A 13,503-nucleotide genomic window follows, 5' to 3' on the forward strand; every position below is an offset into this window, starting at 1 on the left:
GGAAGAGGATACCCCAGCTTCAGGGCTTCCAGCCCGAGGGAGCTGCCGGGTAGGGCAGGGCCTGGTTCCGCCTCAGCTCCACCCGGAAAAGCCGGCTTAAGGTGACCGTGCCCCCGGTGCGGGCCGCCTCCCCCAGGGCCCGGTCCAAGAGGGCACCAAGCTCCATCAGGAAGCGGTCCTGCCGGGCCTTGTCCACGGGCAGGGCCCCGAAGGTGAAGCAGGCGGGGTTTACCGCCTGGCAGTGCCTCTCAAGGCGGAGCTTTCCCCCAAGGAAGTAAAGCCGCCATCCTCCGAGGTCCACCCGGTACCCCGCCCGCAGGTGGTCCCGGTACTGGAGGGAGAGGGCTTCCCACAGGGCCCGGGCCTCCTCGCCCCTAGGGCTCAGGGTGTAGCGCCATGCCTTGGCGCCCCCCGCCGTGAGGGTCTGGCTTTGGGTGAGCCCCCAGTCCTGGCCCAGGGCGGGGGCCAAGGAAGCTACCTTGAGGAGAAGGAGGAGGAGCCACATGGAAGGCATTCTAACGCTGAGTTCAGGCCGTCGACCCAGGTTACTTTTGTATAGTTCTGTGGGGATAGCACCCATCCTTATATCTTCCGTCTTCATCCTGCGTTCGCCGGGTTTCTGGGTTCCCAGAAAAGACGGGCGGCTTGATACTAGATACTAGAGCCAGATAGGGGCATGGGTAGAGAAAGCGCCGGGTGATAACGCCCCAGGGAGCAGGGTGGTATCCATGATCCAACGGAACGAGCATTTTCTGCTGGCGAAATTAAAAGAAAAAGTTTCCACCCGCACCGCCGTGGTGGGAGTGGTGGGCCTAGGGTACGTGGGCCTTCCCTTCGCCGTGGAGAAGGCCAAGGTAGGTTTCCATGTTCTGGGCGTTGAGCAGAATCCCTCGCGGGCGGAAAAGGTGAACCGCGGGGAGAACTATATTGGGGACGTTAGAGAGGAAGAGCTGAAGGAGGTGGTGGCCAAAGGCCTCCTCTCTGCCGAAACCGGCTTTGACCGGGTTCCGGAGATGGACGTAATCGTCATCGCCGTGCCCACGCCCCTCACCCGGAACCTTACTCCCGACCTCCAGTACGTGGAGCGGGTGACGGAAGCGATCGCCAAGCGCCTCCGCCCAGGCCAGCTTGTGAGCCTCGAGTCCACCACCTACCCCGGCACCACCGAGGAGGTTATGCTGCCCATCCTGGGAAAAAGCGGTCTCAAGGTAGAGGAGGACTTCTTCCTGGTCCACTCTCCTGAGCGGGTGGACCCTGGCAACAGGCGCTACACCACGAGGAACACCACCAAGGTGGTGGGCGGGGTGGGGCCCAGATCGCTGGAGGCGGGCGTTCACTTTTACAGCCAGACCATTGAGCGGGTGGTCCCGGTGTCCAGCGCCAAGGCTGCGGAGATGGTCAAGGTCTTTGAGAACACCTTCCGGGCAGTGAACATCGCCCTGGTCAACGAGCTGGCCATGCTCTGCGACCGCATGGGGCTCAACGTCTGGGAGGTGCTGGATGCCGCCTTCACCAAGCCCTTCGGCATCATGCCCTTTTACCCCGGCCCCGGCGTGGGGGGGCATTGCATCCCCATAGATCCCCACTACCTGGAGTGGAAAGCCAAGGAGTACAACTTCAACACCCACTTCATCGCCCTAGCGGGGGAGATCAACCGGAAGATGCCCGAGTTCACCGTGGAGAAGGCCCTCCGCCTCCTGGCCCGGGATGGGGTTCCGGTGCGGGGGGCGAGGGTGCTGGTCCTCGGCGTGGCCTACAAACGGGACGTGGCTGACCACCGGGAAAGCCCGGCTATAGAGGTCATCCGGGGCCTGAAGCGCCTGGGGGCCGAGGTGGCCTACCACGACCCCTTAATCCCGAGCTTCCAGGACCAAGACCTTTATATGAAAAGCATCCTTTTAAGCGAGGACCTCCTGGCCTCCCAGGACCTGGTGATCCTAGCTACGGACCACAGCGCCTTTGATTATCATGAACTGGTGCGCCGGGCCAAGAGGGTGTTGGACACCCGGGGAGCTACCCGGCACCTGCCCAAAGACCTTACGGAAGGAAAGGTGGTCCTCCTGTGATGCGCTTCGCCCTGACGGGACTTGCAGGCTATATTGCTCCCAGGCACCTGAAGGCCATCAAGGAGGTAGGAGGTCTCCTGGTGGCGGGCCTTGACCCGGCTACCAACGTGGGGGTGGTGGACAGCTTTTTCCCGGAGGCTGCCTTTTTCACCGAGCCCGAGGCCTTTGAGGCCTACCTAGAGGACATGAGGGAGCGAGGGAAGGGGGTGGACTACCTCAGCATCGCAAGTCCCAACCACCTGCACTACCCCCAGATCCGTATGGCCCTACGGCTTGGAGCGAACGCCCTGTCGGAAAAGCCTTTGGTTCTCTGGCCCGAAGAGGTGGACCGCCTCGCCGAGTGGGAGGCCCGCACGGGGAAACGGGTCTACACCGTTCTTCAGCTTAGGGTCCACCCGGCCCTTCAGGTCCTAAGGGAGCGCCTTGCCCAGGAAAAGGAGGCAAAGGATGTGGTCCTCACCTACGTTACCGGCCGTGGGGCCTGGTACGGGGCGAGCTGGAAGGCGGACGAGCGGAAGAGCGGGGGGCTTGCCACCAACATCGGCATCCACTTCTTTGACCTCCTTGCCTGGTTCTTCGGGAAGGCCCACCGGGTGGAGGTACACGCGCGCACCCCTACGGTAAACGCCGGGTACCTGGAGCTGGAGAGGGCCAAGGTCTGCTGGTTCCTCTCCATAGACCCTTCCTTCGTTCCCGAAGCTTTCCGGAAGGTGGGCAAGCGCACCTACCGTTCCATTGTCGTGGACGGGGAGGAGGTGGAGTTCTCCGAGGGCTTCACCGATCTCCACACCGAGGTCTACCGCAAGACCTTGGCCGGGGAAGGGTTTGGCCTCGCCGAGGCCAGGGAGGCCATCCGGGTAGCGGCGGAGGTGCGCACCCTTCCCCTCAAGGACCCCACTCCCGAGGTCCGCCATCCTTTTCTGGGGTGAGCCGTGGACTACTTCAAGCACGAGAGCGCCTACGTGGACGAGGGAGCCAAGGTGGGTAAGGGCACCCGCATCTGGCATTTTTGTCACGTCATGGCAGGAGCGGAAATCGGGGAAAATTGCACCCTTGGGCAGAACGTCTTCGTGGCCAAGGGGGTACGGATCGGTAGCGGGGTCAAGATTCAAAACAACGTCTCCGTGTACGAAGGTGTGATCCTAGAGGACGATGTATTTGTGGGTCCCTCGGCGGTCTTCACCAACGTGCGCACCCCCCGCGCCCCCTTTCCGCGCAACCGCCCCGAGGATTTCCTGCCCACTGTGGTCAAACGGGGAGCCACCATCGGGGCCAACGCCACCATCGTCTGCGGGGTTACCTTAGGGGAGTGGTGCTTCGTGGCGGCGGGAGCGGTGGTCACCCAGGACGTGCCTCCTTACGCCTTGGTGGCCGGGGTCCCCGCCCGCAGGCTCGGTTGGGTGTGCGAGTGCGGGGAAAGGCTGGTGTTTGCGGGCGAGGAGGCTACCTGCGGGGCCTGCAGCAGGCACTACCGCCAAGCGGCGCCCGAGCAGGTGGAGAAGGTGGGGTAGCCCGTGTGCGGCATCGCTGGCCTTGTTCTCCGCACCCCTGACCCCAGGGGGGTGGCCCTCCTAGAGGGCCTTTCCCGCACCCTCGCCCACAGGGGGCCCGACGATAAGGGCTATCTCCTTTGGGGCCCGGAAGGGCTTCTCGCCTCGAGGGATCCGGTCCCCGTGGAGGGCTTTCGCCTGGGGTTCGCCCATCGGCGCCTATCCATACTGGACCTCTCGGAGGCGGGGTGGCAACCCATGTCCTCCCCCGACGGACGCCTCTACGTGGTCTACAACGGGGAGGTTTACAACTTCCTGGAGCTTCGCGAGACCCTCGAGGCGAGGGGCCACGCTTTCCGAAGCGCCTCCGACACCGAGGTTCTCCTTGCTGCCTGGCGAGAGTGGAAAGAGGGGAGCCTAACGCACCTGGTGGGCATGTTCGCCTTCGCCCTTTTGGACATGGAGGAGAACGCCCTCTACCTGGTGCGGGACTTCTTCGGCATCAAGCCCCTCTACTACACGGCTTTCCCTGGGGGCCTGGCCTTCGCTTCCGAGATTCCCTCCCTCCTCTCCCTCCCAGGGGTGAGGAGGCGCGTGAACCCCGAGAGGCTTTACGCCTACCTCCGCTTCGGTCTCACCGACCACGGCGGGGAGACCCTTTTCGCGGAGGTGCGCCAGGTGCCCGCTGGCCACTACCTAAGGGTGCCCCTGGAAGCGCCAGACAGGGCGGAGCTCGTCCGCTACTGGCGCCTCTTCCCGGAGGAAGGGGGGAATCTGAGCTTCAAGGGGGCGGCTGAGAGGCTCAGGGAGCTCTTTCTGGAGAGTGTGCGCTTGCACTTGAGGAGCGATGTCCCCCTGGGGTTTGCCCTCTCCGGGGGAATAGACTCATCGGCCATCGTGTGCGCCGTGCGCCATTTAGAGCCTAGTCTGGAGCTCCACGCCTTCAGCTTCGTGGCTGAGGATGAGGGGGTCTCTGAGGAGCGGTACGTGGACCAGGTGGTGAGGGCCTGTGGCGTGCGGGTCCACAAGGTGCGCATCGCTCCCGAGGAGCTTGCACAGGATCTAGACTCCCTGGTCCGCGTTCAGGGGGAGCCCTTCGGCAGCACCAGCATCTACGCCCAGTACCGCGTTTTCCGGAGGGCGAGGGAGGAGGGGATCAAGGTCATGCTGGACGGCCAGGGGGCCGATGAGCTTCTGGCGGGGTACGTGCCCTACGGGGCTGCGCGGGTGGCCTCCCTTCTGGCCTCGGGGAGGCTCTGGGAGGCCCTGGCCCTCCTCCAGAGGCTCTCCCGGCTTCCCGGAAGAGGCACTCTTTGGAAGCAGGTTCTGGGCAGGCTCATGCCCCGCGCCTTCCAGCCCCTGGCCCGCCGCCTGGGCGGGGAGGCCCTCCTTCCCCCCTGGCTCAACGCCTCCTGGTTCGCTGAGAGAAAGGTGGCGCCGAGGCCCCCCTCCCGCCTACAGGGCCCCCTTAAGGACCGCCTCCGCCAGGAGCTTCTGGAGGCCCTAACGGAGACGAGCCTCCCCATGCTCCTCCGGTACGAGGACCGGAACTCCATGGCCCATTCCATAGAGAGCCGCGTCCCCTTCCTTACGCCCGAGTTGGCCCAGTTCGTCCTTAGCCTTCCTGAAGGCTACCTTCTTGCCCCTGACGGCACTAGCAAGGCCGTATTCCGGGAGGCCATGCGGGGCCTGGTTCCCGAGGGGGTACTCGCGAGGAAGGACAAGATCGGCTTTGCCACCCCCGAACTCCGCTGGCTTAGGGCCCTTGGTCCCTGGGTGGAGGTCCTGCTCCGGGGAGAGGCCCTGAGGTCCATCCCTGCCCTCCGCCCCGAGGAGGTGCTTAAGGAGTGGCGGGAGGTGGCCGAGGGGCGAAAGCGCTTTGACTTCCGGGTGTGGCGGTGGGTCAACCTGGTGGCTTGGTCCGAAGCCTTCGGGGTGGAATATGACTGAGAAAGAAGAAGGAAAAAATGCGAGGAAGCGTTTGCTGGTACTCTCGTTTTCTGACCTTTCCCGGGATGCCAGAGTCAGGCGCCACCTCTTCTACCTATCGCAGGAGTATGAGGTGGTGGCTTGCGGCTACGGCGCAAGCGATGTCCCGGGGGTTCGCACCCTCTCCCTTCCCCATCCCCGCCAGGTGAGGGGACTGGCCTTCTGGCGTGCGGCCAGGCTTGGCCTCCTCCTCAGTGGGGCTTACGGATTGGCCTATGGAGTCTGGCCTTCGTCCCGGCAAGCCTTGCGGGTTTGCGGGGGGGAGCACTACGATGCGGTGTTGGCCAACGACGTGGACACCCTCCCTGTGGCCTACCGCCTCGCCGAGAAGAGGGGGGTACCCGTCATCCTGGATGCACATGAGTACGCTCCCCGCGAGTTTGAAGATCTATTCCTGTGGAGGGTGCTCTACCAAGGATACAAGACCTACCTCTGCCGCAAATTTCTCCCCGGAGTCCGCCTGATGACCACGGTGTCCTCTGGGATCGCGCAGGCCTACAGGGAAGCCTTTAGCCTCGTTTTCCCAGTCCAGATTCTCCTGAACGCGCCTCCCTATCAGGACTTACCCGTGCGCCCTGTCTCCCAAGACGGCAGGATCCGCCTCGTCCACCACGGGGCGGCCATCCCTTCCCGTAAGCTGGAGGGGATGATCCAGGCTCTCCGCTTTCTGGATCACCGCTTCACCCTAGACTTTTACCTGGTCCCCACCCATCCTGACTATCTGGAGCTTCTCAAGCGCCTAGCCGGGGGCGATCCGAGGATCACCTTTCACCCGCCTGTACCTCCGTCCGACCTAGTGAGAACTCTGAACGGCTACGATGTAGGGGTTTACCAGCTACCTCCTACGAACTTAAACCAAGCTCTAGCCCTTCCCAACAAGCTCTTCGAGTTCATCCAGGCCAGGCTAGCGCTGGCCATTGGGCCCTCTCCGGAGATGGCCAAGGTGGTGGCGGAGTGGGGTGTCGGGGTGGTGGCCGAGAGCTTCGAGCCGGAAGCCTTCGCCCGGGTTCTGAGGGAACTCACCCCCGAAAGGGTGAGCGAGATGAAGGCGAGGAGTAGCAGGGCGGCCGAGGAGCTATGCGCCGAGCGCCAGTACGCCCGGTTCCTGTCCCTGCTTAAAGAGATTTGGGAAGGTCATGACCGTGCCCGTCTATGATCCCCTGCCTGAGGTGGAGTTCCTCTGGTCTGAGTTGGAGGAGGCCTTCCGCCGGGTGATGCGCTCGGGGCAGTACATCCTGGGCCCCGAAGTGGAGGCCTTGGAGCGAGAGGCGGCGGCCTACCTAGGGGTGAAGCACGCCATCGGGGTGAACTCCGGAACGGACGCCTTGGTCATTGCCCTCCGCGCCCTGGGCGTGGGCCTGGGGGACGAGGTGATCACCACCCCCTTCACTTTTTTTGCCACCGCTGAGGCCATCAGCCTGGTGGGGGCGACCCCGGTCTTCGTGGACATAGACCCGAGGACCTTCAACCTCGATCCAGAGCTTATAGAGCCTGCCCTCACCCCCCGAACCAAGGCCATCCTGCCGGTACACCTCTACGGCCTCCCCGCCGAGATGGACCCCATCCTGGAGATCGCCCGAGCCCACGGCCTCAAGGTGCTAGAGGACTGCGCCCAAGCCTTCGGGGCCACCTACAAGGGTAGGAAGGTGGGTACCCTAGGGGATGCGGGGGCCTTCTCCTTCTTCCCCACCAAAAACCTGGGAGGGTACGGGGACGGGGGGCTCATCGCCACGAACGACGACGGAGTAGCCGACCTTGCCCGCATGCTCCGGGCCCACGGTTCCCGGAAGAAGTACCACAACGAGATGGTGGGCTACAACTCCCGCTTGGATGCCCTGCAGGCGGCCTTTCTCCGGGTGAAGCTCAGGCACGTGGACGCCTTCAACGCCCGCCGCCGGGAGGTGGCTGCCAGCTACCACCAGTTCCTTCAGGGGGTCCCGGGCCTGGCCCTGCCACCCCTGGTGGAGGGCCACGTGTTCCACCAGTACACCGTGCGCATCCTCGAGAGGCGGGACCGGGTGGCCGAGGCGTTAGCGAGGGAGGGGGTGGGGACCATGGTCTACTACCCCGTTCCCTTGCACAGGCTACCGGTTTATGCGCACATGGGAGCGGCCTTGCCCGAGGCGGAGCGGGCGGCACGGGAGGTGCTTTCCCTGCCCATGGGGCCCTTCCTGTCCGAGGAGGATCTTTTAAGAGTGGCGGACGCCCTTCGGGGGGTGGGTCAGTGATCCGGCCCTTGAAGCGGGTCTGCCAGAGTGGCTTTGTTCGGAGCGTGGCCGCCGTAGCGGGAGGGACAGCCCTTGCCCAGGCGATTGGGGGTTTGGCCTCTCTCGTCATCACCCGCCTCTACACCCCTGAGGACATGGCCCTCTGGGGCCTCTTTGTGAGCTTCCTGGGGGTAGCTTCGGTGGTGACCACCCTGCGCTACGAGGTGGCGGTGGTGGCGGCGCGGTCAGAGGAGGAGGCTCGAGACCTAGCTATCGGTAGCCTGGTCATCTCCGCTGGGCTTTCGCTCGTAGCGGTAGCGGTTTTTGAGTTCCTCAGGCAGAGGGATATTTTCGGGTACGGCCTCTTCTCCCCTTGGGCCTCCTGGCTAGCAGGCCTTGCCTTAGTGGCCACCAGTTGGGGCATGGTCCTACGCTACAGCATCATCCGACTGGGCTTTTTCCAAGTCGCTGGACGTTTCAGCTTCTTGCAGGCCTTTTGGGGGGCATTGGCCAAGATGAGCCTAGCCTTTTTGGGTTCGGCAGGTCTCGTACTTGGGGAAGCGGTTGGTCGATGGGCGGGCTTAAAAAGCCTTTGGAGGGTTTTTGCGCCATCTATCCCCTCTTGGAGGATCGCGTGGGGCACTCTTTGGCGGTACAAAAGGTATCCTCTCGTCCAACTTCCCTCTAGCTTCCTGGACACCTTGGCCCTGATGGCATCCGTGCCTGTCTTTACGTTCGTTTTCGGTGCGACGGCAGGTGGAGGTCTCGCCTTGGCCCAAAGGATAGTAGGCCTTCCTGTGGCCCTGATAGGTGGATCTGTGGCGGACGTGTTTTACGGTAGGGCGGCGGAAGTCTTGCGCACGCGACCAGGGGGGGTTTTGGCGTTCTTTCTAGGCACCGCTATGCGGATGTTGGCTCTTGGGGTGGCCTTGGGGATCGCCTTGTGGATTGGGGGGCCATGGATTACGGTAAGGGCCTTCGGACCCCAGTGGGAGGAAGCGGGTTTGATGCTCCGGGCTATGGCTCCCTGGATGGCTGCCCAGCTGGTTGTAAGCCCTGTCAGCCGGGTGGTGTTTCTCTCCCCTTACTCTTGGGTTAAACTCGTGTACGATTTTTCCTCCCTTTTGGTCGCTGGCTTGCCCTTATGGTGGCAGGCCAACTCTGCTGTTTCTGCCTTGTTTCTTATGGCTTGGGCGCAGGTTGTTCTCTTTGTCCTCTACTTCCTACTGCTTCTCGCCATTGTGAGACAGCTTAGCCATCGTTATGGAGAAAGGCTATGAAAGTTGCGAGTGTTGTCGGAGCCCGACCCCAGTTCGTCAAGGTGGCCGTGGTCTCCCGCGCCCTCAGGGAGGCGGGGCTTTTGGAGGTACTGGTCCACACGGGGCAGCACTACGACCCTGGGCTCTCCGAGGTCTTCTTCCAGGAGCTAGACATTCCTCCCCCCGACTACCACCTGGGCATCGGCGGGGGCACCCACGGAGAGAACACGGGGCGCATGATAGAGGCCATAGAGCGGGTACTCCTGGAGGAACGCCCCGACTGGGTCCTGGTCTATGGGGATACGGACAGCACCCTAGCGGGGGCCATCGCGGCGGTGAAGCTCCACATCCCCGTGGCCCACGTGGAGGCGGGCCTACGCTCCTTCAACTGGAGGATGCCCGAGGAGATCAACCGGGTTCTCACGGACCATGCCTCGGACCTCCTCTTCGCCCCCTCCGAGACCGCCGTGAAGAACCTTGTGCGGGAAGGGATAGATGTGGAGAGGATAAAGCTGGTGGGGGATGTCATGTACGATGCCGCCCTCTACTACGGGGCCAAGGCGGAGCGGGAAAGCCGCATACTGGAGAGGCTTGGCCTCAGACCCAAGGAGTACTTGTTGGCCACGGTTCACCGGGCGGAAAACACGGACGACCCCGAGAGGCTTGGGGCGATCCTCGAGGCTCTTGCCCTCCTGCACAGGGAAATCCCCGTGGTCTTTCCTGTCCACCCCAGGACCCGGAAGCGGGCCCGCGCCTTTGGGCTTGAGCGCTTCTTCAAGGAGCTCCTGGCCCTAGATCCTGTGGGCTACCTGGACATGCTGATGCTGGAGAAGAACGCCCGCCTTATCGCCACGGACTCGGGAGGGGTGCAGAAGGAGGCGTTTTTCTTCCGGGTGCCGTGTGCTATCCTTCGCGAAGAGACGGAGTGGCCGGAGCTGGTGGAGCTGGGCTGGTGCACGCTGGTGCCGCCCCAGGACAAGGAGGCGGTCAGGTACGGACTGACGGCGATCCAGGGTGCACTGGGAAGAGAAGGGACCCCTTATGGGGAAGGAAGGGCTGGGACCGCCGTTGCGTTTTACCTTTTGCATCAGGGGGTACCTTGATGGGGGCCAACTCTCTGGGCCGAAAAGTGGCCTACCTTGCCCTGCAGGCCACCCGTGAGGGGCAGGCCTCTCACGCCCACGTCCACGAGATCCTCGCTGGCTTGCGCTCGCGAGGCTGGCGGTTGGAGCTCTATGAACCCGGTTACGCCAACAGGAAGGATGCACCGGGGGCCATGGCTCGGGCCCTAGAGTTTGCGAAAACCCAGCTTAGGCTCTGGCGTTCGGGAAGACCCGATCTGCTCTACATACGCCACCACTTCGCCGCCTGGCCCTCGGCGCTTTGGGCTAGACTCAACCGGATCCCTGTCGTTCAGGAGGTCAACGGCCCTTACGAAGACCTCTTTGTGGCCTGGCCGTGGACGGCCAAGCTCAAAGGGCTTTTCGTGTTCCTCTTGCGCACGCAGATCCGCTGGGCGGACCTCGTCATCGCCGTTACCCCCGGCCTGGCCGACTGGGCCCTAAGGGAAGGGGCAAGGTGGGCGGAGGTCGTGCCCAACGGGGCCAATGCCACCCTTTTCCGGCCGGATGCCCCCCTCGAGGGGGGCATAGATCTTCCCAATAACTACGTGCTGTTCTTCGGCGCTTTGGCTCCCTGGCAGGGAATAGACACCATGCTCTCGGCTGTCGAGATGCCGTCTTGGCCCAGAGAGGTGGCGTTGGTGATCGTTGGGGACGGCGCAGAAAGGCCCAAGGTGGAAGAGGCAGTGCGGGTACACCATCCGAGGGTGGTCTACTTGGGCAAGCAACCCTACCGGGCGATGCCGGGGGTCATCGCCCGCAGTTTGGCGGTTCTCTCCGTTCAAGAAAGCACTACTAAAAGGCTCGCCGAAATGGGCGCCTTCCCCCTCAAGCTCTTCGAGGCCATGGCCTGCGGGGTTCCGGTGGTTGTGAGCGACCTCCCGGGCATGGCCCACCTGGTCCGAGAGGGCGGTGTTGGCTGGATCGTCCCTCCTGGGGACGCCCGGGCGGTGGCCGAGGCGGTGGGGCGGCTCTTCCGCCAAGCGGAGGAGCGGCGGCGGATGGGGATGCGGGGGAGGGAGCTGGTGGAAAGGGCGCACTCTTGGGATCACCGGGCCGCCGAGACCCACTATCTTCTCCTGCGCCTCTTGGAAGGGAAGGGCTAAAGGGCGGCACCCATGCGCCTCCTCTACCTCATCACCCGCGCTGAGCCTGGGGGAGCCCAGGTGCATGTCCTGGAACTCCTTCGGGGCTTCAGGGGCCGCGCCGAGCTCCACCTGGGGGTGGGGGAGGACCGGCATGGGTTCCTCATAGAAGAGGCCCGGGCCCTCGGGATAGGGGTCCATATTCTCAAGCAACTCCTCCACCCCATCCGTCCCCACCGGGACCTCCTTGGGCTTTGGGAGGTGGCGGCCCTCCTCAAGCGTCTAAGCCCTCATCTGGTTCACGCTCACTCCTCTAAGGCGGGGTTCCTGGGGAGACTTGCGGCAAGGGCCTTAGGGGTGAAAAGCGTGTACACCGCCCACGGCTGGGCCTTCACCGAGGGGGTGCCGGAAGGGCGGAGGAGGCTGGCCCTTGCCATGGAGCGCCTTGCCGGAAGGCTTGGGGACCGGGTGATCGCCGTGTCCCGCTACGACCGGGACCTCGCCCTCCGCCACCGGGTGGTCTCTCCGCAAAAGCTCAGGGTGGTCTGGAACGGCGTGCCGGAGACCCCCCTGAGGGCCCGCCCCGAGGCCCACCCCCCGAGGCTCGTCATGGTGGCCCGCTTTGCCCCCCCAAAGGACCATGCCCTCCTCCTCCGGGCCCTTGCGGGCCTAAGGGAGCTTCCCTGGACCCTGGACCTGGTGGGGGAGGGTCCCCTCCTTCCCCAGGCGCAGGCCTTGGCCCGGGCCCTCGGGCTTGCGGAGCGGGTGCGCTTCCTCGGGGCGAGGCGGGATGTGGCGGAGGTCCTGGCGCAGGCCCAGGTCTTCGTCCTCGCCACCCACTGGGAGGGCCTTCCCCTTTCCGTGCTGGAGGCCATGCGGGCGGGCCTTCCCGTGGTGGCCACGGATGTGGGAGGGGTGGGGGAGGCGGTGGTGGAGGGGAATACAGGGTTTTTGGTAGGCCGAGGGGACGAGGTGGGCCTGAGGAGAAAGCTTTCCCTTCTCCTAGAGAACCCTTCCTTGCGGGCCTCCATGGGCGAGGCGGGGCGGAGGCGGTACGAGGAGGCCTTCACCCTGGAGAGGATGCTCCTTGAGACTTGGAGGGTCTACGAGGATGTGTTGGTACGAGGGGGCTCTCCGGTAGCATAACTCCATGGAGGTTTTAGAGGTCGCTCTCCCCGCTCACCCCTCCCTGGGCAAGGCCCGTTCCCCTTGGCCCCTTTTCCTCGCTCCCTTTCCTGCCCTCCTCGCCCTCCTTCTCCTCTTCCCCCTCCTTCCCAGGGGAGGGGAAACGTGGCTCCTCCTCGCCCTCACCGCCGCGGCCCACCTTTTCGCTTTTTTCCTCACGGAGAGGATGGCCCGCTACCACGGGCAGGAGGCCCTGAGCCTCGCGGCCTTTAACCTCCTACTCTTCACCCTCTTCCTCCTTGCGGTTCTCGCCATGGGGAGGCTCTACTACTCCAGGAGCTACCTCCTCCTCGCTACCCTCTTCGCCTTTCTCCTTCTCCTACTCTACCTCAAGAGAACCCCGCCCCTGAGGCTTGCTCTCCTCCGAGGAGGGGTCTCGGAGAGGCTCGTTGGGCTCTTCCCCCACCGGGCCTTCCCCCTTGGGAGCCTGGACAGGGTGGAAGGGGTGGTGGTGGACCCAAGGCAGGTGACCCCACAGGCCCTGCCCCTGCTTGTGCGGGCGGCCCTCGAGGGACTCCCCGTCCTGCATGCGGGGAAGGTGTATGAGGTCCTCACGGGACGGGTACTGTTGGAGGAGTCCGAGGGCGTTTTGGCCGTGGCGGAGATGGACCCTGGCCTATACCGCCACCTCAAGCGGCCCCTGGAGGTTCTTTTCATTCTCCTCCTCTCTCCTCTATTCTTGCTTATTGAGTCCTTTATAGCCCTTGCGGTCTACCTAGACCTGGGGAGGCCTGTGTTTTTCGCCCAGGAGCGGGTGGGGCTCGGGGGAAAGCCCTTCAAGGCCTACAAGTTCCGCACCATGCGAGGGTGGCCCCGGGAGGGTGCCTACGCTGGGGAGGAGGCGGAGAGGATCACTCCCCTAGGCCGCTTCCTCCGCCGCTATCGCTTGGACGAGCTTCCCCAGCTCTGGAACGTCCTCAAGGGGGAGATGAGCCTCGTGGGCCCTCGGCCCGAGCAGCGGGTCTTGGCCGAGGCCTATGCCCGGGAGATCCCCCTTTACGCCCTTAGGCACACGGTGCGGCCCGGCCTCACGGGGTGGGCCCAGGTGCACCAGGGCTACGCCGAGGGGAAGGAGGAAACCCTGGTGAAGCTGAGCTACGA

General features: G+C 64.2%; 12 protein-coding genes. 11 read left to right on the forward strand and 1 reads right to left on the reverse strand.

Annotated features, from left to right (window positions below):
• Positions 1-19 precede the first annotated feature (19 nt).
• Positions 20-505 (reverse strand): hypothetical protein, encoded by a 486-nt coding sequence (locus H531_RS0108185; RefSeq protein ID WP_022798868.1) that lies wholly within the window; start codon positions 503-505, stop codon positions 20-22.
• A gap of 223 nt (positions 506-728) precedes the next feature.
• Between H531_RS0108185 and H531_RS0108190 the strand changes: the two genes are divergently transcribed.
• From H531_RS0108190 to H531_RS12965, 11 genes are all read left to right on the forward strand, one after another.
• Entirely contained in the window at positions 729-2,066 is a 1,338-nt protein-coding gene (locus tag H531_RS0108190; protein WP_022798869.1) for a nucleotide sugar dehydrogenase, read from the forward strand.
• Positions 2,066-2,995, forward strand: coding sequence for a Gfo/Idh/MocA family oxidoreductase (locus tag H531_RS0108195; RefSeq protein ID WP_051130693.1), 930 nt, complete (start codon positions 2,066-2,068; stop codon positions 2,993-2,995). The genes H531_RS0108190 and H531_RS0108195 overlap by 1 nt, the downstream gene beginning before the upstream one ends.
• A gap of 3 nt (positions 2,996-2,998) precedes the next feature.
• A complete protein-coding gene (locus tag H531_RS0108200) occupies positions 2,999-3,577 on the forward strand; it encodes an acyltransferase (RefSeq protein WP_022798871.1) in 579 nt (192 codons plus the stop codon).
• Between the two features lie 3 nt (positions 3,578-3,580).
• A complete protein-coding gene (gene asnB / locus H531_RS0108205; RefSeq protein WP_022798872.1) occupies positions 3,581-5,506 on the forward strand; it encodes an asparagine synthase (glutamine-hydrolyzing) in 1,926 nt (641 codons plus the stop codon).
• 112 nt (positions 5,507-5,618) lie between these two features.
• A complete protein-coding gene (locus H531_RS0108210) occupies positions 5,619-6,701 on the forward strand; it encodes a glycosyltransferase family protein (protein ID WP_211210533.1) in 1,083 nt (360 codons plus the stop codon).
• On the forward strand, positions 6,682-7,773 hold the full coding sequence (locus tag H531_RS0108215) for a DegT/DnrJ/EryC1/StrS family aminotransferase (RefSeq protein ID WP_022798874.1): 1,092 nt from the start codon (positions 6,682-6,684) through the stop codon (positions 7,771-7,773). Before H531_RS0108210 ends, H531_RS0108215 begins: the two co-directional genes overlap by 20 nt.
• 8 nt (positions 7,774-7,781) lie before the next feature.
• Positions 7,782-9,032 carry a lipopolysaccharide biosynthesis protein gene (locus tag H531_RS0108220; protein ID WP_211210534.1) on the forward strand — a complete coding sequence of 417 codons (1,251 nt, stop codon included), beginning with the start codon at positions 7,782-7,784 and terminating at the stop codon, positions 9,030-9,032.
• Positions 9,029-10,114, forward strand: a complete 1,086-nt coding sequence (wecB, locus tag H531_RS0108225) for a non-hydrolyzing UDP-N-acetylglucosamine 2-epimerase (protein WP_022798876.1) — start codon at positions 9,029-9,031, stop codon at positions 10,112-10,114. Before H531_RS0108220 ends, wecB begins: the two co-directional genes overlap by 4 nt.
• Entirely contained in the window at positions 10,114-11,238 is a 1,125-nt protein-coding gene (locus H531_RS12960; protein WP_022798877.1) for a glycosyltransferase family 4 protein, read from the forward strand. The genes wecB and H531_RS12960 overlap by 1 nt, the downstream gene beginning before the upstream one ends.
• A gap of 12 nt (positions 11,239-11,250) precedes the next feature.
• A complete protein-coding gene (locus tag H531_RS0108235; protein ID WP_022798878.1) occupies positions 11,251-12,363 on the forward strand; it encodes a glycosyltransferase family 4 protein in 1,113 nt (370 codons plus the stop codon).
• A gap of 4 nt (positions 12,364-12,367) precedes the next feature.
• Positions 12,368-13,503, forward strand: a 1,136-nt coding sequence (locus H531_RS12965; RefSeq protein WP_022798879.1) for a sugar transferase, incomplete at its 3' end; no start/stop codon positions are given.

The organism is Thermus islandicus DSM 21543, from assembly GCF_000421625.1.
GTDB classification, from domain to species: Bacteria; Deinococcota; Deinococci; order Deinococcales; family Thermaceae; genus Thermus; species Thermus islandicus.

Coding starts and splice junctions, on each gene's coding strand:
- H531_RS0108185 (WP_022798868.1), bottom strand. CDS start 505: ATGTGGCTCCTCCTCCTTCTCCTCAAGGTAGCTTCCTTGGCCCCCGCC.
- H531_RS0108190 (WP_022798869.1), top strand. CDS start 729: ATGATCCAACGGAACGAGCATTTTCTGCTGGCGAAATTAAAAGAAAAA.
- H531_RS0108195 (WP_051130693.1), top strand. CDS start 2,066: ATGCGCTTCGCCCTGACGGGACTTGCAGGCTATATTGCTCCCAGGCAC.
- H531_RS0108215 (WP_022798874.1), top strand. CDS start 6,682: ATGACCGTGCCCGTCTATGATCCCCTGCCTGAGGTGGAGTTCCTCTGG.
- wecB (WP_022798876.1), top strand. CDS start 9,029: ATGAAAGTTGCGAGTGTTGTCGGAGCCCGACCCCAGTTCGTCAAGGTG.
- H531_RS12960 (WP_022798877.1), top strand. CDS start 10,114: ATGGGGGCCAACTCTCTGGGCCGAAAAGTGGCCTACCTTGCCCTGCAG.
- H531_RS0108235 (WP_022798878.1), top strand. CDS start 11,251: ATGCGCCTCCTCTACCTCATCACCCGCGCTGAGCCTGGGGGAGCCCAG.